Below are 25,428 nucleotides of genomic sequence, written 5' to 3'. Positions count from 1 at the left end.
GTTTTCACTGTCCCGAAATCTGCCTGATGCGCCACAATTCTTGTGTGGCTTCTTTGTTCATTTGCACGGTCGGCCGTTGCGCCAACCGCATATCTACCCGCGCCACATCGCGGCTTAGCACCTCTTCCGCGCCTTCCAGCGCGATCACCCGTTCCAGCGCCTGAACGGCCTGTGTTTCGGGCAGAAGGATGCGCTGCTCACGGTCAAGAACGACGTCCCAACGGCGCTCCCCCATGCGTACCAAACCGCGCAGCCTCTCCCCCAACGGAGCCGCCGCGCGGATTAATTCAAGCGCTTCGCTCACGCGTATGTTCGCCGCCTCGCCCACCACAAGGGGCAGATCCGTGCGGTCAGCGCGCGATACAAGCTGGCCGATGGGGCTGCCCTCGGCGTCGATCAGCAGCAGCCCGTCCTGACTGCGCCAAACAGCGACCGGCACCCGTGGCTGTACCGACACCTGCAACACGCCGCCCGGTTTCACCCGCAGCGATGCCTGCTTGACGCCTGGAAGATCGGTGATCGCCTGCCGCAATGCAGGCAGATCAAGATCGAAAGAACTGGTTGGAAATTCGACAGGCACAGCAGCGCGCACGTCAGCGGCCAAAACGCCTTCGACACCATCAATCGCCATCAGCTTGACCATGAATTCGGGGCGTTGCTGGATGCTGGTGCGGGCGTTGGCATAGATATCGGCGAGTTGGCCGCGCCGCGCCTCGTCCGACAGGTAGATGGTGCCCGCCGTCAACGCGAGACAAAACGGCACGCCAAATCGTAACCCGAAACGAAAGGTCGGCGTCAGCATCAAGCGCTGCATCCGCCACGCCCAACGGGACGGTGCGGGATCTGCCTTGGCCAGCTTGGCGGGTTTGACGCGTTTGATCAACGATTGCATGACGCGTCCTCGATCATCCAGGCGCAAAGCTCGCCAAAGGAAATGCCAACCGACTGCGCCTGTTCGGGCGACAGCGACGTTGGCGTCATGCCGGGTTGTGTGTTGGTCTCGAGCAGGAACAACCCCGCAGCGCCCCTGCTTTCATCCCAGCGAAAATCTGTGCGGCTGACACCACGACAGCCAAGCGCGTTATGCGCGCGCAGGGCGTAATCCATGCAAAGTTCGAAAATCCCGTGCGGGATGTCGGCCGGCACCACATGGGTTGATCCGCCGGCTTTGTATTTCGCGTCGTAATCATACCAGCCGGTGGTCTGGATATCGGTCACGGTGAGCGCCCGCTGCCCCATCACGGTGGTGGTCAACTCGCGGCCTGCGACAAATTTCTCGACCATCACCTCGGCGGGCATGGCGTCGTCCAACTGCGGCGGGCCGTTGTTTTCGACCTCGACCAGATAAACGCCAACGGACGAGCCTTCGTTGTTCGGCTTCACAACGTAGGGCGGCTCCATCACATGCGACCCGCGCACGGTAGAGGCCGGAACGATCACGCTTTCAACAACGGGCAGGCCTGCGGCACGGAAGACTTCTTTGCTGCGCTGCTTGTCCATCGCCAGTGCAGAGGCCAGCACGCCGGAGTGCGTGTAAGGCAGCCCCATCCATTCAAGGATCCCCTGAACGCAACCGTCTTCGCCCCAGCGACCGTGCAGACAGTTCAGAACAACATCAGGCTTGGCCGCGACCAAGTCAGCACAAAGATCGGGGCCGCAATCGACCTCGATGACTTCGAAACTCCGGTCCCGCAAAGCCGCTGCGCACGCGCGCCCTGTTGAAAGAGACACCTCGCGCTCAGCGGAGGGGCCACCCAACAATACTGCAACTCTCGGGGGTGTCCTGCTCGACAATCCCACTCAATCTGCCTTTTTAAATGGGCCTGTTGCGACCCTTATTTATTCTGTGTCGGGTCACTTACGGACCCTAAATCACGACGCTCGAACGATTATTTTTCGCCGATCCGCATAATTTCCCACTCTAGCGTAATCCCGCTGGAATCGTAAACCTTTTTTCGCACCAACTCGCCTAATGCCTCGAGGTCGGCCGCCGTCGCGGACCCGGTATTGATCAAGAAGTTGGGATGTTTCGGGCTCATCTGCGCACCGCCCAAGGTGGCACCGCGCAACCCTGCATCATCAATCACCTTCCACGCTTTTAGATCGTGGCGGTCGTCGGCCTGCCCCGTGCTGGAGAATCCTGCCGGATTGCGAAAGGTCGATCCTGCGCTGCGATCCTTGGTGGGTTGGGTTTCGTCGCGTTTGCGCAGCTGCTCTTCCATCCGCGCATGTAGCGCATCGGCATCGCCCTGGGGCGGCGCAAACGTGGCCGAGGTGATGACACATCCGTCAGGCAACGCGGACTGGCGATAGGCAAATTTCAAGTCATCAGGCCCAAGCGTGACCTGTTCGCCGTCGCGGGTGATCGCCTCTGCGCTGACGAAATAATCAGCGGTATAGGTGCCATAGCAGCCCGCGTTCATCCGCACCGCACCGCCAATGCTCCCTGGGATTGTGCGCAGAAACGTCAGATCAAGCCCCGCGTCCGCCGCCTTGCGCGCGACATGGGCGTCCAGCGCGGCTGCGCCCGCGGTGACGGTACCATCCTCGCAGCTGATGGTGTTGAACCCACGCCCCAATCGGATCACCACAGCGCGCAAGCCGCCGTCGCGCACGATCACATTCGACCCGACGCCCATTGGCATGACAACCACATCGCGCGGCAACGCCTTCAGGAACGCCGCCAGATCATCCGCATCCGCAGGCTGGTAGAAATAATCGGCAGGGCCGCCCACACGCAGCCACGTCAGATCAGCCAAGGGACGGTTTTGCGTCAGCTTGCCGCGCATATCGGGAAAGGAAATATCTGTCATGGGCTTCGCGTAGCTTTCTTTGGCGGGGAGGTCAATTTTCCACGCGGCCAAAAGGCAGGTGGACCGCTGGCGCGTCAATCAAGGCGGTTTGCACGCAGGGCCCGTGTCAGGCGACCGGCCACCCAGCCGACAAGGAACGCGCAGACCGCATATCCTGTGGCCGCGGCTTGGGCCATGAACACCGGTCGCTCGAATGGTTTTGCGCTTAAGCCCCAGATCATCCACGCCCAGTTCAGCGCCAATCCAGTCAGCAAGACCAGCACAAAGCCGCCATAGCGCCGCGCCAGCCCACACCAACCAGAGGCCAGCATCCAAACAACGAGAATGCTGATAAGAATGACCAACGTCAGATTCATTCTGCGGCATCCCGCACAGCAGCACCGCGCAGCCAACGCATCAGATAGATCACGGGCCAGCGCAGCACCGAACAGCCCGCCGCAAGTACCAGCATTCCGACCCAAGGGCCGTGCTGCACCGTGACATAGCCCAGTACGGGGATACCCACGGCAATCAGCACATAGGCGCTGCGCCAGTGCTGGTCAGAACTGGGCGTCATCGCCAGCACATTCGCGACGACGGCCCAGAAACAGGCAAGAACCAGGGATATACTCATTTGGGTACCTCGGGGTTTTGTCCGCGCAGCTTGGCCAGCAAAAAGCGCAAGGGATTGCGGAACATGGACACAAAGGCAGCAAGTGCGAGCAAGGTGAACAGCCAGCCCTCCTGAAGGCCGATCAGAACGATCAGCACAGGTGCGGCAATCAGCAGTAAGATACCGGGAATATATTGAAGACGCATCGGCAGCGTCGCCACCGTGGCCGAGCAAAAAACCCACAGGATGCAAGCCCAAAGCAAGGTCATAACCGGCCCCCATATACAGGGGTCGGTGCCATTTACACGGCTTCCTTCTTTAACGCAGCCAGCGCGTCAGGCAAGGCGTTGGCCCATGTGCTGATGGTGCCCGCCCCGAGGCAAACAACCATATCCCCCGGACCTGCCTTCTCGCGCACAAGCCGCGCTAGATCTTCCTCGCTTTGGACGGCGCGGGCATCGCGGTGGCCGTGACGGATCAGCCCTGCAACCAGATCGTCGCGCCCTGCCCCTTCAATGGGGTCTTCGCCTGCGGCATAGACCTCGGCGATGCCAACCACATCGGCATCGTTAAAGCAGGCACAGAATTCTTCAAAATGGTGGTGCAAGCGGCTGTAGCGGTGTGGCTGGTGCACGGCGATGACGCGCCCTTCGGTGGCCTGGCGCGCAGCCTTTAGCACAGCGGTGATTTCAACCGGGTGGTGACCGTAGTCATCGATAATTGTCACACCGTCGACTTCGCCCACTTTGGTAAAGCGCCGGTTCACACCGCCAAAGCCCGCCAGTGCGGCACGGATTTCTTCGGCTTTCATGCCAAGGTGTCTGGACACGGCAACCGCCGCCATTGCGTTGGATACGTTGTGATCCCCCGGCATGGGCAAGCTACAATCCTTGATTGTGATCCCTTCGGCCTGAAACACGATATCGAAATGCGCCACGCCCGCCTTGTAGTGGAGGTTGATCGCGCGCACATCGGCTTGCGTGTTAAAGCCATAGGTCATCACGCGGCGGTCGGTGATCTTGCCCACCAGCGCTTGCACTTCGGGGTGGTCAATGCAGCAAACCGCCAGCCCGTAGAACGGAATGTTTGATACGAAGTCCAGAAACCCTTTGCGCAGGGTATCAAAGTCGCCCCAATGCTCCATATGTTCAGGGTCGATGTTGGTCACGATCGCAATGGTCGCCGGCAAACGGTTAAAGGTGCCGTCGGATTCATCCGCTTCGACCACCATCCATTCGCCCTGCCCCATACGTGCATTCGAGCCATAGGCGTGGATGATCCCGCCATTCACGACAGTCGGGTCGATGCCACCTTTGACCAGCAGTTCGGCCACCATCGTTGTCGTGGTTGTCTTGCCGTGGGTTCCGGCAACGGCGATGTTGGATTTCAAGCGCATCAGCTCTGCCAGCATCTCTGCGCGGCGCACGATCGGCAGCCCTGCCACCCGTGCCGCATCAAGTTCGGGGTTGCCCGGTTTGATCGCGGAAGAGATCACAATAACCGCGGCCCCTTCGATGTTCGCGGCCTGCTGACCCTCGAAAACAGTCGCGCCAAGATCCACCAGACGGTCTGTGATCTTGGTCGACTTCAGATCAGACCCCTGCACGCGATAGCCGTGGTTCAACAACACTTCGGCAATGCCTGACATGCCGATACCGCCGATGCCTACGAAATGGATCGGGCCCACATCAGTCGGAAGCTTCGTGGCTGCGTTCATCGTTTCTTTCCTTCGGTTGCCAGGGCTTCCACCATCTGGGCGAGTTCTTCTGCGGCGTCTGGTTTGGCGACAGATAGGGCGGCGCGTGACATCTGCAACGCGCCATCGGCGTGGGTCAGCACCATTTCAATTTGGGCGCGCAGGCTGTCGGGGTTTGCCATGTTTTCGGGCACCATGATCGCGGCACCGGCGTCGACAAGCCCGCGGGCATTCGCGGATTGGTGATCGCCTGTGGCAGCCGCATAGGGGATCAGGATAGAGGGCCGCCCGATAATAGAGATATCGGCGACGCTGGACGCGCCCGCGCGGCTGATCACCAGCTGCGCTTCGGACATGCGGCGCGGCACATCGTGGAAAAACGGCTGCACATCTGCGCTGATACCATTTTCGGCATAGAAAGCCGCGACGCGTTCACCGTCTTCGTCGCGTGCCTGATGGCTCACGCGGATATTGCGCAATAGATCCAGCGGCAGATCGGCGATGGCGGGGGGGATGACCTCGCTGAGGATCCGCGCGCCCTGGCTGCCGCCCATCACTAACAGCTCCATCGGATAATCACCGGGCGCGATATAACCGGCACCGGCCCGTTCCAGCACGGTTGCACGCACCGGATTGCCAGTATGTTGCGCGCTTACCCCGTCGGGAAGCGTGGTCGGCCATGTCCCGCACGCCACCGCATCGACGCGTTTGGCGAACAGATTATTGACCCGCCCCAAGACGCCGTTTTGTTCATGGATCATGCGTGGTTTGCGCAGCACCCATGCCGCGGCCAGAGCGGGGATCGACGGATAGCCCCCAAAGCCGACAACCACATCAGGTTTATCGCGCAGCATCCCAAAGACGCCGCCAATCACACCGCCCATAATTCGAAACGGCGCAATCGCCTTGGCCACGAGCCCGCCGCGCGCGAAAGTTGCGCTGTTGACCTGCTGGATCTCGACCGCGTCGGGAAAGCCGCTTGTGTAGCGCGCACCGCGCGCGTCCGTCGACAGCTTTACCCGCCAGCCGCGGGCCAACATGACTTCGGCCAGCGCCTGCGCGGGGAACATATGCCCGCCCGTGCCACCCGCCGCGATCACCAGCAGCGGGGCGCTCATCGGGCGCGACCTCGTCCAAGTAGGTCAGAAATCTGGCCCTGCGGCCGCGACCGTGTAAACGCCAGCAACATGCCCACGGCGATACCCGATGCAATCACCGACGACCCGCCATAGCTGACAAACGGCAATGTCATACCCTTGGCCGGCAGCAGCCGCACGGCAACGCCCATATTGATCATCGCCTGCACGCCGAACATACACGCCAGTCCGGTGCCTGCCAGACGCACAAAGGGATCCCGCTCGCGCACCAGACGCAGCAGCGACCGCACAACGATCACGGCATAAAGCGCGATAACACACATCACGAGGATCAGCCCGTATTCTTCGGCCGCAACGGCAATGATGAAATCGGTATGCGCATCGGGCAGCGACCATTTCACCTGCCCCTCGCCCACACCAACACCGAACAAACCGCCTTCGCGGATCGCATCCGTGGCATAGCCAAGCTGCGTGCGCGGGTCGATATCGGGCGACAAGAAGCCGTCAATCCGGCGGGCAAAGTGTTCTGAATTGGAATAGGCAAAAGTGCCTGCCAGTACGACGAGGCCAGCCATACCGACCAGCAGCACCAAAGGGGCACCTGCCACAAAATACATCACGCCCCAGCCGAACAGCACCAGACACGCCTGCCCAAAGTCGGGCTGTAGCGCCAGCATCAACACGATAGAAATACACAAGGCAAAGGACCACGTCTTGCCCGGAGGGCCGTTGATCTCGAGCGCCGCCGCCATCATCCACGCCGCGACGACCACAAAGCCGGGCTTGAGGAATTCTGACGGCTGGAAGGACGCAAAACCCATCGAATACCAGCGCACAGCACCCTTGCCGAAATCCGTTCCAAAGAACGGCAGCAGGGCCAGCGCGACAAAAGAAAGAAGAAAGCCGACAATCGCCAAGCGACGGACCATAATCGGTGTCATCATTGACGTCAGCACCATCGCGATCACAGCCAGCACGCCAAAGACGGCCTGCCGCTGTACATAATGGAACGAGTCAAACCCGTTTTTCGCGGCCAAGGGCGGCGACGCGGCCAGCCCTAGCAACATGCCCACGGCAAACAACAGGAGGATGCAAGACATCGCCCATTTGTCGATCGTACGCCACCATTTTGGAAGAATCGGTTCGCCATCCCGAACGGGAACCGCACCATAGACCATTTCTGTCATGGGACCTGCCTTACACTGCCTCGTTCCGCCCCTTTTCGGGGTCTAACTTGCAGTGTAGCGCGAAAGGTCACGCGGGGCTAGTCTGTTTTAACCAGCCCCGCGCAAAGCTGCCTATGCGCCCGCGTGTGTGCCGCGGATCGGATAGTCATTGTCACGCACGAACTTGATACCCTTCAGCAGCCCTTCCAGGTCAGGCCTTGCGAATGGCGCGTTCGAGATATCGAGAATCTGGATATTGCCATCAGCGTTGACGACAAAGACGCCCGGCTCGGCGAAGGGCTGGTCGGTCTCGAGCGGGCTACGCGGGTCGGAGACATACAGCCCAAGATCCTGCATTTGCGCGATGCTCAAATCATAGCCCACAGTCAGGGACAGGTCTTGCTCTTGCGCCATCTCGCGCGCTTTATTTTTCGGGTCGCCCGACACCGCCACGACGTCTACGCCAGCCTCGTTAAAGTCCGCGACCAACCCGTCCAGCGTCTTGAGATAGGTTTTGCAGATCGGGCAGTGCAGCCCGCGGTAGACGACCACCAATTGCCAGTCAAATTCGCCCCGTGGGGTGCCAAGGGTCAGCATCCCGCCCTGCAGCTCTGCCACGGTTAGTTTCGGAAATGCGTTGCCTGCGTCTAGTACGTTCATCGGGTCTCTCCTGTAATTGCTTCGTTACTGCCGGAGGTAATGCTCATCCGCGTGATTGCCACCCCGCTCACATCCACTTGACCGACCTGCCCTGCTCAGGCAAAGGCGGGACCATGCAATATGATACGGTCATTTTAGGCGCAGGGGCCGCAGGCATGATGTGCGCGGCCCACGCGGGCGGGTCGGTGTTGGTCGTGGACCATGCCAAAGCACCGGGCGAGAAAATCCGCATCTCGGGCGGCGGGCGCTGTAACTTTACCAATATGCACTGCACGCCCCAAGCCTTCATCTGCGCCAATCCCCATTTCGCTAAATCAGCCCTTGCACGCTATACCCAGTGGGATTTCATCGAACTGGTCGACGCGCATGGCATCGCATGGCACGAGAAAACCCTCGGCCAGCTCTTCTGCGACACCTCCGCCAAAGAGATCGTCGCCATGCTGCGCGGACTAATGCAAAAGGCTGGTGTGGATTTGCAGTTGCTCAGCACGCTAACCGATATCGCCGCGACGGATGCCGGCTACAGTATGACCTTGCACACGCCCGACGGCACAACGCCGATCACCGCGCGCAATCTTGTCGTTGCTTCAGGCGGGAAATCTATTCCCAAGATGGGCGCGACTGGTCGCGCCTACGAGATCGCGGCGCAGATGGGCATTCCCGTGACCGACACCCGCGCAGGGCTGGTCCCCTTTACTTTCACCGACGCACGCTTTGCCCCGATATCCGGCACCGCAACGCCTGCGCGTGTGACCGCCCAAGGCCCCGCGTTTGACGAAGCCTTGCTGTTTACCCACCGTGGCCTTTCCGGCCCTGCGATCCTTCAAGCCTCCAGCTACTGGACTGAAGGCGCACCGATCACGGTCAACCTGCTGCCCGACATTGATCTGCTGAGCAAACTGCGCGCGCAACGCCAAAGCTATGGCCGCCGCAACCTCACGACCGAACTCGCCCATCACCTGCCCGCGCGGCTGGTCGATCACCTTGCGGGCATCATGGATTTGGGCGGCAACCTCGCAGATTGGTCGGACGCAAAGCTCACCGCGTTGATTGACGCGCTGTCGAACTGGACGATGACCCCTTCGGGCACCGAAGGCTACCGCACCGCCGAAGTCACCCTTGGCGGGATCGACACCGATGCTCTATCGTCCAAAACGATGGAGGCAAAAATACGCCCCGGTCTCTACTTCATTGGCGAGGCCGTCGACGTGACCGGTTGGCTGGGCGGCTATAACTTCCAGTGGGCATGGTCCTCGGCGATGGCCTGCGCCGCCCATATCGCGCAGAAACAGTAATTTCCAAGTGGCCCCAAATCCCGGGGGAGCCCCCAAAGGCGGCGGGGGCAGCGCCCCCCTCTTTCCCGTCATCAAGGACGCGCTTACCCGTCTGCCAGATGCTTTTGCACCTGCGCGACAAAGTCCTCTCCGCGTCGTTCGAAACTGTCGTACTGATCAAAGCTTGCCGCCGCAGGGGCCAGCAACACGACGTCTCCCGCCTCTGCCTCTTCGACAGCGCGCGCGACTGCGACCTCCATCGTGCCGCAGACCTCTGCCTCTACGCCCAGCTTCATGGCGAACTGCGCCGCCTCGCGCCCGATAACATAGGCTTTGCGAACGGTCTCAATGGGCGCTGACAAGCTGCCCAAGCCCCCCTCTTTCTCCAGCCCACCGCAAATCCAACGTATATTCTGGAACGCCGCCAGCGCCTTGACGGCGCTGTCCACATTGGTGGCCTTGCTGTCGTTGACAAAGCGAACACCACCCGCCTCGCCCACGGTCTGGCTGCGATGCGGCAGGCCGCCAAACGAATGGAACGCCGCCTCGATAATCTTGGGCGCGAACCCCAGCGTGCGGCACGCGGCATAGGCGGCGCAGGCGTTTTGGTGGTTATGCGCGCCGGGCAGTCCGGTTACACCGCGCAGATCGATCGACGCCACTTGTTTGCCATTGCGATACTCCGACAAGAAGCCCTTGCGCGCAAAGACCTGCCAGCCAAGCCCGGTGAGCTTGCGATCAACCGAAACGCGGATCACCCTGTCGTCGGCAGCTCCTTCGCTCAGCTGTCCTGCAAGAAAACGCCCTTCGGGTTCGTCCACACCGATGACGGCGCGGTCTGGACCCCCTTCGGCAAACAGCCGACGTTTGGCCGCGAAATAGCCGCCCATGCCGGCATGCCGGTCCAGATGATCCGGGCTTAGGTTCGTGAACACGGCGACATCCGGGGTCAGGTTACGCGCCAAATCGGTCTGGTAGCTCGACAATTCCAGCACCACGACCTCGCCATCAATCGCGGGTTCGATGTCCAGCACGCCGCGTCCGATGTTACCGGCCAGCTGTGTCGGTCGCCCTGCATGCTTGAGGATGTGATGCACCAACGCCGATGTGGTTGATTTGCCGTTCGATCCGGTGATCGCAATGATCTTGGGTACGACATCAAAGTTGTCCCAGGCCAAAGTCGCAAAGCTTTGAAAGAACAGCCCGATATCGTTGTCGACCGCGACGCCGGCCTCTTGTGCGGCCACGATGACGGGGTTGGGCGCGGGGTACAGATGCGGGATACCGGGCGAGACGATCAACCGCGCGATATCGTCAAAGGCACCCGATTGGCCAAGGTCAACACAATCGAACCCTTCTGCTTGCGCCGCGCCACGCGCTGCGGGGTTATCGTCCCAACAAACCGGCACCGCCCCCCCTGCCGCCAGCGCGCGGGCCGCAGACAAGCCCGACCGCCCGAGCCCCAGAATGGCGACTTTTGCGCCGGTCAAACCTTGAACTGGTATCATGCCTGCTCTCCTGTTAGCGATGACCCTGAAACGTTCGGAGCCCTTAATGCCCCATCTGCCAGAGATTTTAGCCCAGCTCAACGCTGACATGCGCGCCACGGATGACTGGGGTGATGTGGCAGCCTATATCCCGCAGTTGGCTTCTGTCGATCCCGCGCAATTTGCGATCGTCGTGACCACGGCGGATGGCGAAGTCTTCACCGCCGGAGACGTGGATACACCGTTCTCGGTGCAATCCATCACTAAGATCTTCACGCTCGCCATCGCCCTTGGCAGATCCGGCGACCAATTGTGGAAACGCGTGGGGCGCGAACCGTCGGGACGGGCGTTCAACTCTATCGTGCAGCTCGAGGCGGAGCAGGGCCGGCCGCGCAATCCCTTTATCAATGCCGGCGCGATTGTCACCACTGACGAGGTGCTGACGGGGCGCGAACCGCGCGAGACGCTGGCAGAGATCCTGCAGTTCGTGCGCGCAGCCGCCAGCGATGATGACATCCACATCAATGAAAAAGTCGCGGCATCCGAAACCGCTCACGGTCACCGCAACTTTGCGCTGGCGCATTTTCTGGCATCCTGCGGCAATCTGAACAATGCACCTGAAAAGACGCTCGGCACTTATTTCCACCACTGCGCTATTGATATGTCCGCGCGGCAACTGGCAATGGCCGGACGGTTCCTGATCGAAACCGACAAGCTGCCGCGCATGATTCTGCCGGCACGCATTCGACGGCTGAACGCGCTGATGCTAACCTGTGGGCACTATGACGGGTCGGGCGACTTTGCCTACCGTGTGGGGCTTCCAGCGAAATCCGGCGTCGGCGGTGGCATCCTCGCCATTGTCCCCGGTCGCGCCAGCATCGCGGTCTGGTCGCCGGGCCTCAACCGCTATGGCAATTCGAAAAAGGGCACCCAAGCCATGGCGCGGCTCGCCCGCGAAATGGGCTGGTCGATCTTCTAACCCCGCCCCGCTTCATTTTGCCAAATAAACTCCGTGGGAAGCGGCCAAGGGCCGCGTGGGGGCTGGCCCAGCCGTTCTGATTTATGTGGTTCGCTGACATCTAACGTTGACACTGGGAGGCCATAAGGCATTGATATGCCTTATGGCTATAAAATCCAATGACCTTAAATACGCAGAGAAACTCTCGAAGAATTCTTCGAGAGGAGCAATCAGTCAGAAGCTCGCCCCACGGACCGTGGGTGGATTCTCCGTGAACGCATGCAGAAACGCTCTCTGTTCCTCCTTCACATTGCCGCCGATTCTGCATTCAGTGAACGCGGGCCATGCGCGAGGGCAAATCAAAGGTTCAAGCGAAAATCGATCCTACTACTGCAATGAGTGCGGGAAGAGTTCTCGACTCAAATCCAATACTGCATTGGTAGAAGAATACGCACGCCTCAGGACGCTGAATAGGGGAACAGATAGGGAACGATACCCGAATGAGGCTTGTCTTTCACATGGCGTTCCTCAAAGTCTCATGCCTTCAGCCTATCGAGTGCACGGGAAAACTCCGAAAGGCGACCCGCGCTTTCAGTGCAAGTCTTGTAAAAAGACCTTTTCGATTGGGTCGCCAAAGCGACGACATCGTGAAACAAAGGAAACCGGCGAGATCCTTCGGCTTCTGGTCAACAATGTGCCGCTCAGGCGCATTATGGAGATTTCTGGGGTCCCTGCCGATCGTCTTTATAGGCGCATTGATTTCCTGTATCATCAATGCAGGGACTTCTCTGCACGCAAAGATCGAAACCTGCGAAAAGGGTTTGCCGGTCGAAACAGGGTTGTTGCCTTTGATGTCCAGACCATTCTGGCCAACTGGCGTCATGCTCATCGAGTTTTGAACGTCCCGGTCCACCACGCCGTCACTGTGGACAAACAAACTGGTTATGTAATCGCTGCGACAACCGATTTTGATCCTGGAACAGATGCTGTCGATATCGAGCGTGAGATGTATCAAGTCGATGATTTCGATCTTCCAAGGGCCTGGCGACTTCACGGAAGAGTTTGGGCTTATGGTGAATATCGAGATTCAGTTTTGCGCGGTGTGAACAACCTGCTTACCAAGGGAGAAAAAGCTCTTTCGGGCAATACCTTTGACCTACCAGGGGAAGGTTCGCGGGTTCGCGGCGACATTTTCCAAGCTGCCCATATTATGATGGTAAAAAAGTTGATTGGCTCCGACTATCGGCAGTTGCTTCTTTGCGTGGATGGCGACAGCGGCCTCGCACATATTGCCAATATGCTATTTGCCAACGACGTTATGGCTGGAAAGGCACATGTTGCCGATGTCCGTTTCACAAAGGGATTGGGAAACAGGAGGCGAGTGACTCTGACCAATGAAGGAGAAGCGGTAAGGCAGTTAGATGTTTCTGCTCATCAAAAACTTATGGATATTGCCGGATCAGCTTATGGTCTCGAAACGGACATGACTCGCCTCGTAGCCGCTCGACTACTTGCAAAGTATGGAGCAGTCTATTCAGGCCAAAGAGGACAAGATCTCTCAAGCAATGGCTATGACTGGAAATACCACAGGAAAGAAGAGCCTGAGCAAATCATCCGACTTTTGACGGATCGCGGGGATCTTTCTTTTGGTGATCTCGCCATCCTTCTTTCAAGATCATCCATGGCACCAGTTGACAAGTATTTTGCTCTGGTGCGCAGGCGTATTAAAGCGTTTGATCGAGGCGCGCGGCCAACTTCTGGCGAAACAACTTGGTATGTGAACGCCTTCTATGATCCGCGAATGATTGAAAAGGTCGCCACAATTTTTAGATTTTACTACAACTATATGCTCCTGGAGTCGGCTGAAGGCGGGAAGCCTAAGGCCGAGCGTCAAACGCCTGCAATGAAAATAGGGACAGCTAAGGGGTTGGTGTATATTCGCGATGTGCTGTCGTTCTCGTAAGTATATCGTTTACCTTAACTCCAGCAAATTCATTGTGTTGCCCGATGTGTGACATCTGAAAGAGCCAATATTTTATCTATTATAATGCTCTTCTGGGTCGACGCAAACCAGCCAAGATAGTCGATAAAATAATACGAAACTAGGAAACCAGCCAGCCATGACACTTCGCGCGCCAAAATTGATGAACACCGCTATCATCTCAGATGATGCATATTTGGCGGCTCGACTGACCTCGGCCGTTGCTAAACGATTTCATTATCTGTCGGTTATGGACGGACCGAGGTTGAAGAGGCCAGATGCCCAGGCCGAGATAGCGCGTCGAAACAATGCTCTGGCTCGGATCAAAGCAAACGACGTAATCTTATCCGGTCTTTCGGATGATCAGGTTGCAGCTATGTCGGATAAACTGCCAAATGGCATTGTTCAGGTGCGTGATCATGCAGACGTTGACAGTCTTGCCTCGACAGACATCCTCAATAATGAACGCCTTAAATGGGGGCGGGAAAACATTGGGGTTGGCCTGCTTAAAGCGCTTTACGAAGGGCGCCTTATCGAATTTGAAGACAATGGTCCTGCAACGGCTACGATCATCGGGCATAGCAAGCATCACGTCGTGTGTGAAGCTGGTGATAAAATATCGGAAATAATCGCCTCGAACTATGCATATTCCCTTGGAGCCTCACTCACGATTATCCCGGAGGTAGATACTGAGGTGGCGGAGCCGATCCTTGAGCAGCTCTATTCCTCCGAAAACGGGAAACAGCGCCTAAACCTTCAAACTGACCTTTTTAACCTATGTGGCGGTGTCAAATTTCCCAACGGAGCGTCTTTAACATTTTTTACTAAGAAACTTCCATTTGGCATAGGATTTCCTTCCCACCCTTCAACACACATTTTCAACTACCCCGATTGCGGCGTTTCTGTGATGAATGGATTTGCGGCCGAACAGAGCGACAGCAGAGGTGTAAATGTAGCAGTTTTGGTGGACCCTGAGAAAACTCCGGCGCCTGAGATTGATGCTGCCACCAAGGTTTTGCCAAAGAAACGGGTTTTCGTTCGTGGATATCGTGGAGAAGGCGCGGAAGTCAGCTCCATTTCAGATATGGTCGATCACTTTCCATATGACCTGCTGTTGTTTGCGACACACTGTGGCGATGCTGACGGCTGGCGCTGGACTTATGAGTTCACTGATAGTGAAGGTTTGGACCGCCGTCTGATAGTAGACATCGCAATCGGTATAGGACGGACAGACGATAACAATCTTTTAAGAGTAATGCAGTTTAGTTATTTTCATTCACTTGATGGCGTCGATTGGGACGATCCGGTTGCCAAAGCTGATCTCTATGTTGGTAGCGCCATAAAGGACTACGCAGACTGGTCTGGAAGAGATGATTTTGAACCAGTTCACAAAGAACCTTTGGATAGAGTTAAGTCATCGGCGGCAATGGCAATGTTCGACAATAATTACATTCCGATGCCAACCTCTCTTGCTGGAAACGGAACACCGATTGTTATAAACAATGCGTGTGTTTCCTGGCACGAGCTTGCGGCACGTTTCACATTTGGTAATGCACGCGCATATATCGGAACTCTTTTCCCGGTCCTGCCGTTTGAAGCCGAGAGCGTGGTGAATACTATTCTCGACAAACACTGGGGTAAGCTGCTTCCAGAGGCCTTATGGTTGGCTCAGGTCGATACTTACGGAACGTCGGATAAGCGCAGACCCTATGTGATGACCGGCGTCTACATACAGAAATTGCGATCTACGAGAGAGGATGTGCCCAAACACATTATGCAGCGCTTGTCAGAAAATGGTCGCTATTATGCTCAACGGGTTGAGCTTTCTAAGGCCGAGGAAAAGAAGGATGCGCAACACGTTCATCGCTATTATCAAAATGAAGCAACTGCATTTTATAATAAATGGCTGAAGGATTAAGTCGCTCCAATAGCAGTTTCCTTCCCCCCGCCTCTACCGGGGGGAAGATGGTCAACATCGACCACACGAACCAGAACGGCTGGGGGGGGCTGGCCCCCCTTCCTCCAAAAGCAAAACGCGCCACATTTCTGCAGCGCGCCTTCCTGTTTTCATCAATTCCGATATCGGCTTAGCGAACCTTGAGCGTCGCCAGACCGATCATCGCCAGGATCAACGAAATGATCCAAAAGCGGATGACGATCTGCGGCTCGGCCCAGCCCTTTTTCTCGTAGTGGTGATGGATTGGTGCCATCAGGAAAACGCGTTTGCCCGTGCGCTTGAAATACAGAACCTGAATGATCACCGACAGGGCTTCGACCACGAACAGACCGCCGACAATCGCCAGCACCAGTTCGTGTTTCGTGGCGACCGCAATGGCCCCCAAGGCCCCGCCGAGGGCCAATGAACCGGTGTCGCCCATGAAGACCGCAGCGGGGGGCGCGTTGTACCATAAGAACCCCAGACCCCCGCCAAAGATACCGGCGGTAAACACCAATATCTCGCCTGTGCCCGGTACATAGTGCACGTCCAGATACTCGGTGAAATCGACGCGCCCCACGGCATAGGCAATCACGCCAAGCGCCCCTGCGGCAATCATCACCGGCATGATGGCCAGCCCGTCAAGCCCGTCGGTCAGGTTCACCGCATTCGCCGCGCCTACGATCACGATGATCGAGAAGGGCACGAAAAGATAACCAAGGTTGATCAGCGTGTTTTTGAATACGGGAAGGGCCAGCTGGTTTTGCAGCTCTTCGGGGTGGAACTGCGCCGCCCAATAGGCCGCACTGCCCGCGATGATAAAGCCCAGCAACAGGCGCATCCGGCTCGAAACACCTGCGGTCGTTTGCTTGCTGACCTTGGCGTAATCATCAGCGAAACCGATGGCGGCAAAGGCCATCGTGACCAGCAGCACCATCCAGACGAACGGGTTGTCCAGCCGCGCCCAAAGCAGCGTCGAGGTCAGCAACGCGCCGACAATCAGCAATCCGCCCATGGTCGGCGTGCCCGCCTTGACGAAATGCCCTTCTGGGCCGTCATCACGGATTGGTTGCCCTTTGCCCTGCCGTTTGCGCAGCACCGCGATCAACGGTTTGCCGAACAGAAAGCCGAAAATCAGCGCGGTCAGAAAGGCCCCACCGGCACGGAAGGTGATATAGCGGAAAAGGTTAAAGAAATCGCCGCCATCCGACAGGAGGGTCAACCAATAGAGCATCGTACGCGTCCTAACTCAAAATCTAGTGGGCTCAGCCCCGTCGTTCATTCGGGACCGGATGGCCCATTTTGCGGATCGCGTCAACGATCAGCCCTAGTTTCATGGACAAGGACCCTTTAGCGAGCACAACATCGCCACTGTCCAGATGCCCCGACAGCCCCGGCAACAGCTCGGCTGCGGTTTCGGCCCATTCCCCGCGTTGATGCGCGGGCAGCAAATCGTACAAGGACTTCATCAGCGGACCGACGCAGTGGACCACATCCAGCGTTTTAGTCGCCTCCAGATGCGCCAGACCGGCATGTAGCGCGATCTCGTCAGGACCGAGTTCTTTCATGTCGCCCAGATAGGCAATACGCCTGCCCTTGCTGACCCGTCCGATGTCATGGGTCACGTCGGCAGCGGCCAGCACCTCTAGGGCGGCAGCCATCGAGGTGGGGTTCGCGTTATAGCTATCGTCAATGAGGTTCAGCGTCAGATGGGTGTCCACAATATCCAGATGGATCACTTCGCGCACGCCGCGGCCTTTATACGGGGTCCAACGTCCCAGCGACGCGGCAGCAAGAGCCAGATCAGCCCCCATCGCCTGCGCGCAGGCCAAAGCGCCCAAAGCGTTCATCGCAAAATGCCGTCCCGGTGTGCCGATCTTGAACAGCAGCGGTGTGCCGTCGGCGTCGGCGCGCACCACCGTGGTATCGCCTTGCACCTGCACATCCAGCAGTTTGTACTGATAGCCATGTTCGCCGAATTCGACCTCGCGCAGGCGACGATCCACGGCCTTGGCCATCAGGATCGCGGCATGTTCGATATCGGCGTTGATCACGGCAACGCCACCCGGCTGCAGCCCGTCGAACACCGCGGCTTTTTCCACGGCGATCTCGGCGACATTCGCAAATGCCTCCAGGTGGACGGCGGCGACGGTGGTGATCATGGCAACGTCAGGCTTCGCCATTTGTGCCAGCGGAGAGATTTCTCCGGGGTGGTTCATGCCGATCTCGATCACGGCGTATTCCGTATCGGCAGGCATCCGCGCGAGCGTCAGCGGCACACCCCAGTGATTGTTATAGCTGTCGACAGAGGCATGCGCGCGCCCTTGGTCCGCAAAGATCGCGAGCAGCATTTCCTTGGTCGAGGTTTTGCCGACGCTGCCTGTCACCGCGACGACCTTTGCCTGCGTGCGGGCACGCGCGGCTGCGCCAAGCGCCTCGAGCGCCTTGAGCACATCATCGACGACCAGCAACGGCGCATCTTCGGCCACGCCCTCGGGCACATGGGTCACCAATGCAGCCCCTGCCCCTTTGTCCAGCGCCATGGCGACAAAGTCATGCCCGTCGCGCACATCCTTCAGCGCAACAAACAGATCGCCTGGTGCAATGGTGCGGGTATCAATCGACACGCCGTCGCAAGACCATGCGCCGATGGCTCGGCCACCTGTGGCGCGTTCAGCCTCTTTTGCTGTCCATAAGCTCATGCCAGTCTCCCATCCAGCGCCGCGACAGCGACACTGGCTTGTTCCACATCATCAAAGGGGAGCACATCATCCCCGATGGTTTGTCCGGTTTCATGTCCTTTGCCCGCGATCAGCAGCGCGTCGCCTGCGCCAATCGCGTCGATGCCGCGCAAAATCGCTTCGGCGCGGTCGCCGACTTCGGTGGCGTCGGGGGCACCTTGCATCACGGCATGACGGATGCTTGCGGGATCTTCGGAGCGCGGATTGTCATCGGTCACAAACACCATATCTGCATGGGACGCAGCGGCTTGCCCCATCAGCGGACGCTTGGCGCGGTCACGGTCGCCGCCTGCCCCCACGATCGCCACCAGACGCCCCATCACATGCGGGCGCATCGCCTGAAGTGCTGTGGCGATGGCGTCGGGGGTGTGGGCATAATCCACAAATACCGCCCCGCCATTATCGCGGGTCGCGGCAAGCTGCATGCGGCCGCGCACGGTGGTCAGATGTGGCAATGTATCAAACACATGCGCAGGGGTGCCGCCGCAAGCGATCACCAGCGCCGCTGCAAGCAAGACGTTGTCGGCCTGAAATCCGCCAATGAGGTTCAGCCGTTTCTGATAGGTCTTGCCGCGATAGCTAAACCGCAGGTCTTGCCCCGTGGCATCAAAACGCTGACCCGACAGGTTCAAATCGCCACCGTCGCGCCCAACCGTGATTGTCTCGCACCCCCGAGCCCGTGCGATGGCAACCATATCCACGCCTTTGGCATCGTCGATATTGATCACCGCGGTACCGTCTTCCGGCAGCACGCGCGAGAACAGACCGGCCTTGGCGTCGAAATAGGTGTCGAAGGTCTCGTGATAGTCCAGGTGGTCTTGGGTGAAATTCGTGAACCCCGCCGCCTTGAGCGTCACACCGTCCAGCCTGCGCTGGTCGAGCCCGTGACTCGAGGCCTCCATCGCGGCGTGAGTGATGCCGTTGGAGGCGGCCTCTGCCAAAGTGCGGTGCAGGGTGATCGGTTCGGGTGTGGTATGGGCCAGCGGTGCTGCCCATGCGCCCTCTACACCGGTGGTGCCAAGGTTGACGGCGGCTAGTCCCATTTCGATCCAGATTTGCCGCACGAAGGTGCTGACAGAGGTTTTCCCATTGGTGCCCGTGACGGCGATCATAACCTCGGGCTGTGCACCGAACCATAGGGCTGCCGCGCGCGACAGCGCCTCGCGGGGGGCATCAGTGACAACAACCGCCACCTTGGCCTGTGCCAGCGCGTCAGCGGCCAGCGCGGCCCCTGCGGCGTCGGTCAGCACGGCCACCGCGCCCATGCGAAGTGCATATTGGATAAACTCGGCCCCGTGGACCTTGCTGCCGGGTATGGCGGCGAACAGGGTGCCGGGCTGGACCTGACGGCTGTCGACACTGATACCTGTAACGGGCGGGTTGCCCCCCCCTTTCGCGGTCAGACCAAGGGAGGATAACGGGACGGCCTGTGTGCCCATAGGGACGCTCTTTATATTAGTTGCTGCTGGAGAGCGTTATATCAGCGAGGCTGTCCGGTTCAACAGTTGGTCGCAGACCCAGCAGGGGGGCGACGCGACGGACCATTTCCGCAGCCACGGGCACGGCTGTCCAACCGGCGGTGCGGCGCGGTTTGTCGCCCGAGGTCTCGACAGGTTCGTCCAGCGTGACGATCAGCACGTATTTGGGGTCATGCGCCGGGAACATACTGGCAAAGGTCGCGATGACCGTATCCTCAAGATAGCCACCCCGGGGGCCGGGTTTATCCGCCGTACCGGTCTTGCCGCCGATCTGGTAGCCGGGCACTTCGGCAAAGCTGGCCGTGCCTTCGGTCACCACGGCACGCAGCATTGCGCGGGCATCCGCCGCCGCGCGTTCAGACATCACACGCGGGCCGACCACGGGGCCAGACTGCTTGCGCAACGTCGGGGTGACCTTGTGCCCGCCATTGGCGATGGCAGAATAGCCCGCCGCCAGATGCATCGGGCTGGAGGACAGGCCGTGGCCATAGGAGACGGTTACGGTGCTCAGCTCTTGCCAGCGCTGCGGCAGCAAAGGCTTGCCGCCAGAGGCTTCGACGATCTCGAACGCGGTTGGTTCAAAAAAACCGAGGTTTTTCAGGAACTCCTGCTGACGCTCCGCGCCGATCTCAAGCGCAAGCCGCCCTGTCCCGCGGTTGGAGCTGTGCACGATGATCCCCGTCACCGTCTGCTTGCCATAGTTCTTGCCGCGGAATTCGCCGATGCGGAAGCCGCCGACCTTCATCGGGCCAGAGGTGTCGATCACCGTATCCGCCGTGGCAATGCCAAGGTCGATCGCCTGTGCCGCGGTGAAAATCTTGAAGACAGAACCCAGCTCGTAGACGCCTTGCACCGACCGGTTGAACAGCGGGCTGTCGGACGCATCGCCCGTGACGGCGGCATGAGGCCGGTCGTTGGGGTCGAAAGAGGGCAATGATACGGCGCTGATCACCTCGCCCGTGTGCACATCCATCAGGACCGAGGTCGCCCCCTTGGCGTTCATCAGCTTCATGCCGCCATAAAGAATACGCTCGGACGCGGCCTGTACGGTCATGTCGATCGACAGTTCCAGCGGCTTGTTGCCATTGGCCGGATCGCGCAGATAATCGTCAAAGTATTTCTCTGCTCCCGCGACGCCGATCACCTCGGCGGCATGAACGCCCTCGCGGCCATAGCTGGCCCCGCCCATGATATGCGCGGCAAGCGACCCATTGGGGTAAAGGCGCATATCACGCGGCGCGAACAGCAAGCCCGGCTCGCCGATATCATGCACGGCCTGCATCTGCTCAGGGCTGATTTTCTTCTTGATCCACAAGAACTTGCGCTTGCCGGTAAAGTCGCGCAGCAGGCGTTCTTCGTTCAGGTCAGGAAACACGGCCATCAGCTTTTTCACGGCCCCCTGCGGGTCGATCATGTGGTGCGGCTGCGCATAAAGCGCATGTGTCTCAAAATTGGTCGCCAGCAGATTGCCATTGCGATCCACAATATCGGCGCGGGTGGCCGAGATCACGGAACCGGGGGCCGCCGCGCGCGGCTCTGTCGGGTCGGTGGTCGCCATGACCCCCATACGCGCGCCCACAACGGTGAAGGCGCAGAAGAAGAAGACCCCCAGAACCAGCAATCGCCCCTCGGCGCGTTGCCGCGAGGCGTCGCGCATCTGCTCGTGGCGGATACGCTTGTTTTCGCGCTCGATCGCGTCGGGGTTTTCGCCCTTTTGACGGGCTTCAAGAATACGGGCCAGCGGGCGCAGTGGGGTGCGGATCATTCGGGAGCCTCCATCGAGGATACGTCAACGCCGTCGGTGATCTCGAACAGCGGCAGTTCTGGCAGCGGCGGGTAGCTCACCTGATCGATAGATCCGAACTGGTCAGGATGCAGCGGCAAGAGATTCAGCCGGTCAAAGTTCAGCTCTGCCAGATCGCGCAGACGGTCGGGGCGGTTCTGATAGGCCCATTCCGCCTTGAGCACGGCCAGACGGCTGTAGGCTTCGCGGATTTCATAGCGCAGGTCATCGGCATCACTCAGGGCTTGCTGGGTCGCGTAATTCTCGCGGTAGGCCCAGAAGGCCAGCCCGATCACCGAAAAGGTGGTTAGGATGTAAAGCACGGTTCTCATACGGTTAATCCCCTGACCATAGGCATGCCGAGTGTCTTGGCATCGATGCTGCCCGCAGGCGCATCAGTGCGAATTGCGACGCGCAGCTTGGCCGAGCGGCTGCGCGGGTTCTCTTCCAGCTCTTGCGCGTCGGGCCCGATGGCCTTGCGCTTGAGGATCTTGAACTGCGGCGCGGGTGCTTCAATTTCGGGCGCAAAGCGGTTGGCGTTGCCCCCTGCCCCCGCACGCGCTGTCAGGAAGCGTTTGACCATACGGTCTTCGACCGAGTGGAAGGTCACGACGGCCAGCTGGCCACCGGGTTTCAACGCACGTTCCGCCGCCATCAACCCGTTGAACAGCTCGCCATATTCATTGTTCACCGCAATGCGCAGCGCCTGAAAGCTGCGGGTCGCAGGATGCGACTGGCCGGGTTTCGAGCGCGGCAAACAGCTTTCGACCAACCCTGCAAGCGCCAGCGTTGTGGTGATCGGGGCCTCTTCGCGGGCACGTACGATCGCTTTGGCGATGCGACGGCTGGCGCGTTCTTCACCGTATTGGAACAGGATATTGGCGATCACCTCTTCCTCGGCCTCGTTGACGATATCCGCCGCAGGGGGGCCGTCCTGGCTCATCCTCATATCAAGCGGCCCGTCACGCATGAAAGAGAACCCGCGTTCTGCCAGATCAAGCTGCATGGAGGACACGCCCAGATCCAGCACGATCCCGTCCAGATCCTGTGCATAGTCGTCCATTTTGGAAAACACGCCGCGCTGCATGATGATCCGGTCGCCATAGTCACCGGCCCAGGCCTGCGCCATTTCAAACGCGAGCGGATCACGGTCCACGGCCACCACCTGCGCAGCACCTGCGTCCAGCAGTCCACGGGTATAGCCGCCCGCGCCGAAGGTGCCATCCAGCCAACGCCCCGACACAGGGGCCACCGCCGCCAGCAAGGGGCGCAGCAGAACCGGAGTATGGGGGGCGGAAGGGGTATCGCTGGGTCCGCTCATATCGATCAAGCCTCCGGCTTGCCGTCCAGGAAGGCCATCGGATCAAAGTCTTCTGGCAGCTCGTCCAGCCATTCCTCTTCGCGGGCCTTTTCTTCGGTCTCGTAGGTTTCGGGCTTCCAGATCTGGAAGGTATCACCGGCGGCGATAAAGAATGCTTCGTTTTCCAGATCAATTTTGTTGCGCAGCTTCGCTGGCAGCACCAAACGGCCCGTTTCATCGACCGAGGTCGGAAAGGACTGACCGTGGAACAGGCGCTGCAACATCTTACGCTGCATCGATCCACGTGGGAGGGCGTCGATCTTGTCATCGACCTCGTCGATGGCTTGCATGGTATAGCATTCAAGATAGCTGCGGCGGCTGTCGCCATAGACGATTACCAGCTCGGGCGTGCCACCGTTCTGCCAATTCGGATCACCGGCTTCCAACACACGACGAAAAGAGGCTGGGATAGACACCCGCCCCTTCGTATCGACCTTGTGTTGGCTTTCGCCTCTGAACCTGCGGCTCACGTGTGTGTCCCTGCCTGTGACGCTGATGCGCCTTAAACTTTTGCCCCCGACGGTAGATGTAGAAACGGCGGGTTGATCTGCTGCCACTGATCAACCCGCCGCCCGTCCCGCCTTGGCGGGGAAGTCCGACTGCGCGCGCCACCTGGGGGGATGTCTGCTCGCTCGCGCGCCGGATCTCTTGGTCTGATGAAAGCGAGGTGCCTGTATGAACCTGCTAGAGTTTTATTTGGTCGTTGGGGTCGTTTGGTGCCCCGTGTCCCGTTCTCATCCGATGCACTAGGGATGCCATGGGAATTAATGGGCGTCTATAAGTTTTTTGAGAATTACACACTAAATTTGGTTTTACACAGGGTTGTAAAACAACATGTGGGGAGAATATCGGGCGCATTTCTGGCTCATATCGGTAAGCTATGGCGTGCAACCACTATATATTGACGAAAAATGAACGCGCCAAATTTTCCCACAATTTCCCAACATTTTTTGACCACAGAGTTATCCACAGGCCAGGTTCGCCACCTGTTCTGCAATTTATACACCAAATATTTAGCTTTGTTCCGCAAACTGGGGATTCCGCGCCGCAGGCGGCCAATTTCCGCCGAATCATCTTGCCAATCCAGCACAAGAAGCTGAGCGGGCTCCCATGATTTCCCATGGCAATTCCCATACACTCTCAAAGCTCGGATTTATCGGCGCTCGCGTCAGATACAGAAACGCCGCACAAAATACATGCGCGGCGTTAAACTCTAAGACAGAGGGAGATGTGGGCCGCTCTAAGCCATCCCGCCTTTAATTAAACCTTCAGCGATACGTGCATAGGCCTGCGCCATCGGACCATCACCCGCCGCGACCGGCGTGCCACTATCGCCCGAGAGGCGCGTGTCCAGATCGATAGGCAGACTCCCCAATAGCGGTACATCCATTTTGACTGCTTCTGCGGCAACACCACCATGGCCAAAAATCTCATGCTGCGACCCGCAATCAGGACAGACAAACAGTGACATATTTTCAATCAAACCCAGCACGGGTGTCTTTAGGGTATTGAACATATCAATCGCCTTGCGCGCATCAATCAAAGCTACATCCTGCGGTGTCGACACCACAATCGCGCCGGACAGCTCGGATTTAGTGCAAAGGGTCAGTTGCACATCCCCTGTCCCCGGCGGCAAATCGACGAGCAACACGTCAAGCTCGCCCCACTCCACCTGCCCAAGCATTTGCTGCAGCGCGCCCATCAACATAGGGCCACGCCAAACGACCGCTTTACCCTCTTCCATCATAAAGCCGATAGACATCAAGGTTACCCCGTGAGCATGCAGCGGAATGATCGTCTTGCCGTCCGGCGACGCTGGGCGCTTGTTTACGCCCATCATCCGCGGCTGGCTGGGACCATAGATATCGGCATCGAGCAGACCGACCTTGCGCCCTGCCCGCGCCAACGCCACGGCGAGGTTGGAACTGACGGTGGATTTACCGACACCGCCCTTGCCAGACCCGATGGCCAGAATACGCTGCACGCCGGCCGGCTTCATCGGGCCATCCTGCGCCTTCGGATGTCCGCCAATCTTGAGGCTGGGTGCCGCCTGTTTGGGCGCAGGGCCGTGGGCGGTCAAAGCAACCGTGACGGAACTGACGCCATCAATCTCGCGCACGACCGCCTCCGCCGCGTCACGCAAGGGGGCCATCTGCGCCGCGATCTGCGCATTCGGCGCCTCTATAACAAACCGCACTACATCGCCCTCAACAGTCAAAGCGCGAATAAGGTCGTGATCGAGTATCGACTTACCGTCCGGCAACTTCACGCGCGCCAGAGCTGTTTCAACATCGGATTTAGAGAGTGGCATGGCGTTTTCCTTTAGAGACTGCCTTTGACATGGCAGTTTCTGGCCAAATCGCAACCCTGCGTTCAAATCCCGCACAGGACCCAAGCAAAACGAAC

23 protein-coding genes are annotated in these 25,428 nt (G+C 58.9%); 4 read left to right on the top strand and 19 right to left on the bottom strand.

Translation table 11 applies throughout. The features are described 5' to 3' along the window. Positions 1 to 4 precede the first annotated feature (4 nt). From GLP52_RS02085 to GLP52_RS02040, 10 genes are all read right to left on the bottom strand, one after another. Positions 5 to 892: a cell division protein FtsQ/DivIB gene (locus tag GLP52_RS02085; RefSeq protein ID WP_237271443.1), complete on the bottom strand. Its 888-nt coding sequence runs from the start codon at positions 890 to 892 to the stop codon at positions 5 to 7. Next, positions 880 to 1,800, bottom strand: a complete 921-nt coding sequence (locus GLP52_RS02080; protein ID WP_237271442.1) for a D-alanine--D-alanine ligase — start codon at positions 1,798 to 1,800, stop codon at positions 880 to 882. The genes GLP52_RS02085 and GLP52_RS02080 overlap by 13 nt, the downstream gene beginning before the upstream one ends. Before the next feature lie 89 nt (positions 1,801 to 1,889). Further along, complete coding sequence (gene murB, locus GLP52_RS02075) at positions 1,890 to 2,813, bottom strand: UDP-N-acetylmuramate dehydrogenase (protein ID WP_237273345.1); 924 nt, start codon at positions 2,811 to 2,813, stop codon at positions 1,890 to 1,892. A 74-nt stretch (positions 2,814 to 2,887) separates the two neighbouring features. After that, the gene (locus tag GLP52_RS02070; protein ID WP_237271440.1) at positions 2,888 to 3,169 is read right to left on the bottom strand and encodes a hypothetical protein; all 282 of its coding nucleotides are present in this window, start codon (positions 3,167 to 3,169) and stop codon (positions 2,888 to 2,890) included. Further along, the gene (locus tag GLP52_RS02065) at positions 3,166 to 3,426 is read right to left on the bottom strand and encodes a DUF2484 family protein (protein ID WP_237271439.1); all 261 of its coding nucleotides are present in this window, start codon (positions 3,424 to 3,426) and stop codon (positions 3,166 to 3,168) included. Before GLP52_RS02065 ends, GLP52_RS02070 begins: the two co-directional genes overlap by 4 nt. After that, on the bottom strand, positions 3,423 to 3,674 hold the full coding sequence (locus GLP52_RS02060; RefSeq protein ID WP_093732681.1) for a DUF2484 family protein: 252 nt from the start codon (positions 3,672 to 3,674) through the stop codon (positions 3,423 to 3,425). Before GLP52_RS02060 ends, GLP52_RS02065 begins: the two co-directional genes overlap by 4 nt. A 32-nt stretch (positions 3,675 to 3,706) precedes the next feature. Next, positions 3,707 to 5,122 carry a UDP-N-acetylmuramate--L-alanine ligase gene (gene murC / locus GLP52_RS02055; protein WP_138922968.1) on the bottom strand — a complete coding sequence of 472 codons (1,416 nt, stop codon included), beginning with the start codon at positions 5,120 to 5,122 and terminating at the stop codon, positions 3,707 to 3,709. Then, positions 5,119 to 6,219 carry a UDP-N-acetylglucosamine--N-acetylmuramyl-(pentapeptide) pyrophosphoryl-undecaprenol N-acetylglucosamine transferase gene (locus tag GLP52_RS02050; protein ID WP_237273344.1) on the bottom strand — a complete coding sequence of 367 codons (1,101 nt, stop codon included), beginning with the start codon at positions 6,217 to 6,219 and terminating at the stop codon, positions 5,119 to 5,121. Before GLP52_RS02050 ends, murC begins: the two co-directional genes overlap by 4 nt. Continuing rightward, positions 6,216 to 7,385: a putative lipid II flippase FtsW gene (gene ftsW / locus GLP52_RS02045; RefSeq protein ID WP_093732684.1), complete on the bottom strand. Its 1,170-nt coding sequence runs from the start codon at positions 7,383 to 7,385 to the stop codon at positions 6,216 to 6,218. Before ftsW ends, GLP52_RS02050 begins: the two co-directional genes overlap by 4 nt. Positions 7,386 to 7,496: 111 nt before the next feature. After that, positions 7,497 to 8,024 (bottom strand): redoxin domain-containing protein, encoded by a 528-nt coding sequence (locus GLP52_RS02040; protein ID WP_093732685.1) that lies wholly within the window; start codon positions 8,022 to 8,024, stop codon positions 7,497 to 7,499. Between the two features lie 113 nt (positions 8,025 to 8,137). Between GLP52_RS02040 and GLP52_RS02035 the strand changes: the two genes are divergently transcribed. After that, on the top strand, positions 8,138 to 9,319 hold the full coding sequence (locus GLP52_RS02035; RefSeq protein ID WP_237271437.1) for an NAD(P)/FAD-dependent oxidoreductase: 1,182 nt from the start codon (positions 8,138 to 8,140) through the stop codon (positions 9,317 to 9,319). A gap of 83 nt (positions 9,320 to 9,402) precedes the next feature. Here the strand turns inward: GLP52_RS02035 and murD are convergent, their stop codons facing one another. After that, entirely contained in the window at positions 9,403 to 10,806 is a 1,404-nt protein-coding gene (gene murD / locus GLP52_RS02030) for a UDP-N-acetylmuramoyl-L-alanine--D-glutamate ligase (protein WP_237271436.1), read from the bottom strand. A 46-nt stretch (positions 10,807 to 10,852) separates the two neighbouring features. On the opposite strand from murD, the gene GLP52_RS02025 reads away from it, so the two are divergent. The 3 genes from GLP52_RS02025 to GLP52_RS02015 all read left to right on the top strand — a co-directional run bounded on the left by GLP52_RS02025 (position 10,853) and on the right by GLP52_RS02015 (position 15,642). Beyond that, complete coding sequence (locus tag GLP52_RS02025) at positions 10,853 to 11,764, top strand: glutaminase (RefSeq protein ID WP_237271435.1); 912 nt, start codon at positions 10,853 to 10,855, stop codon at positions 11,762 to 11,764. A gap of 691 nt (positions 11,765 to 12,455) precedes the next feature. Beyond that, positions 12,456 to 13,706 carry a hypothetical protein gene (locus GLP52_RS02020; protein ID WP_237271434.1) on the top strand — a complete coding sequence of 417 codons (1,251 nt, stop codon included), beginning with the start codon at positions 12,456 to 12,458 and terminating at the stop codon, positions 13,704 to 13,706. A gap of 157 nt (positions 13,707 to 13,863) precedes the next feature. Further along, positions 13,864 to 15,642 carry a hypothetical protein gene (locus GLP52_RS02015; protein WP_237271433.1) on the top strand — a complete coding sequence of 593 codons (1,779 nt, stop codon included), beginning with the start codon at positions 13,864 to 13,866 and terminating at the stop codon, positions 15,640 to 15,642. A gap of 169 nt (positions 15,643 to 15,811) precedes the next feature. Here GLP52_RS02015 and mraY read toward each other — a convergent pair whose 3' ends face one another. The 8 genes from mraY to GLP52_RS01975 all read right to left on the bottom strand — a co-directional run bounded on the left by mraY (position 15,812) and on the right by GLP52_RS01975 (position 25,333). Continuing rightward, positions 15,812 to 16,894 (bottom strand): phospho-N-acetylmuramoyl-pentapeptide-transferase, encoded by a 1,083-nt coding sequence (gene mraY / locus GLP52_RS02010; RefSeq protein WP_093732524.1) that lies wholly within the window; start codon positions 16,892 to 16,894, stop codon positions 15,812 to 15,814. Between the two features lie 31 nt (positions 16,895 to 16,925). After that, positions 16,926 to 18,362, bottom strand: coding sequence for a UDP-N-acetylmuramoyl-tripeptide--D-alanyl-D-alanine ligase (locus GLP52_RS02005; RefSeq protein ID WP_237271432.1), 1,437 nt, complete (start codon positions 18,360 to 18,362; stop codon positions 16,926 to 16,928). After that, positions 18,359 to 19,840 (bottom strand): UDP-N-acetylmuramoyl-L-alanyl-D-glutamate--2,6-diaminopimelate ligase, encoded by a 1,482-nt coding sequence (locus GLP52_RS02000; protein WP_237271431.1) that lies wholly within the window; start codon positions 19,838 to 19,840, stop codon positions 18,359 to 18,361. Before GLP52_RS02000 ends, GLP52_RS02005 begins: the two co-directional genes overlap by 4 nt. A 16-nt stretch (positions 19,841 to 19,856) precedes the next feature. Continuing rightward, positions 19,857 to 21,644: a peptidoglycan D,D-transpeptidase FtsI family protein gene (locus GLP52_RS01995; RefSeq protein WP_093732521.1), complete on the bottom strand. Its 1,788-nt coding sequence runs from the start codon at positions 21,642 to 21,644 to the stop codon at positions 19,857 to 19,859. Beyond that, on the bottom strand, positions 21,641 to 21,994 hold the full coding sequence (ftsL, locus tag GLP52_RS01990; protein ID WP_005854161.1) for a cell division protein FtsL: 354 nt from the start codon (positions 21,992 to 21,994) through the stop codon (positions 21,641 to 21,643). Before ftsL ends, GLP52_RS01995 begins: the two co-directional genes overlap by 4 nt. After that, entirely contained in the window at positions 21,991 to 22,983 is a 993-nt protein-coding gene (rsmH, locus tag GLP52_RS01985; RefSeq protein WP_237271430.1) for a 16S rRNA (cytosine(1402)-N(4))-methyltransferase RsmH, read from the bottom strand. Before rsmH ends, ftsL begins: the two co-directional genes overlap by 4 nt. Before the next feature lie 5 nt (positions 22,984 to 22,988). Beyond that, entirely contained in the window at positions 22,989 to 23,492 is a 504-nt protein-coding gene (mraZ, locus tag GLP52_RS01980) for a division/cell wall cluster transcriptional repressor MraZ (protein ID WP_093732519.1), read from the bottom strand. Between the two features lie 770 nt (positions 23,493 to 24,262). Continuing rightward, complete coding sequence (locus GLP52_RS01975; RefSeq protein WP_237271429.1) at positions 24,263 to 25,333, bottom strand: Mrp/NBP35 family ATP-binding protein; 1,071 nt, start codon at positions 25,331 to 25,333, stop codon at positions 24,263 to 24,265. Positions 25,334 to 25,428 lie beyond the last annotated feature (95 nt).

Source organism: Sulfitobacter sp. M22, assembly GCF_021736025.1.
In the GTDB taxonomy this organism is placed as follows: Bacteria; Pseudomonadota; Alphaproteobacteria; order Rhodobacterales; family Rhodobacteraceae; genus Sulfitobacter; species Sulfitobacter litoralis.
This window is presented reverse-complemented; position numbering and strand designations above follow the sequence as displayed.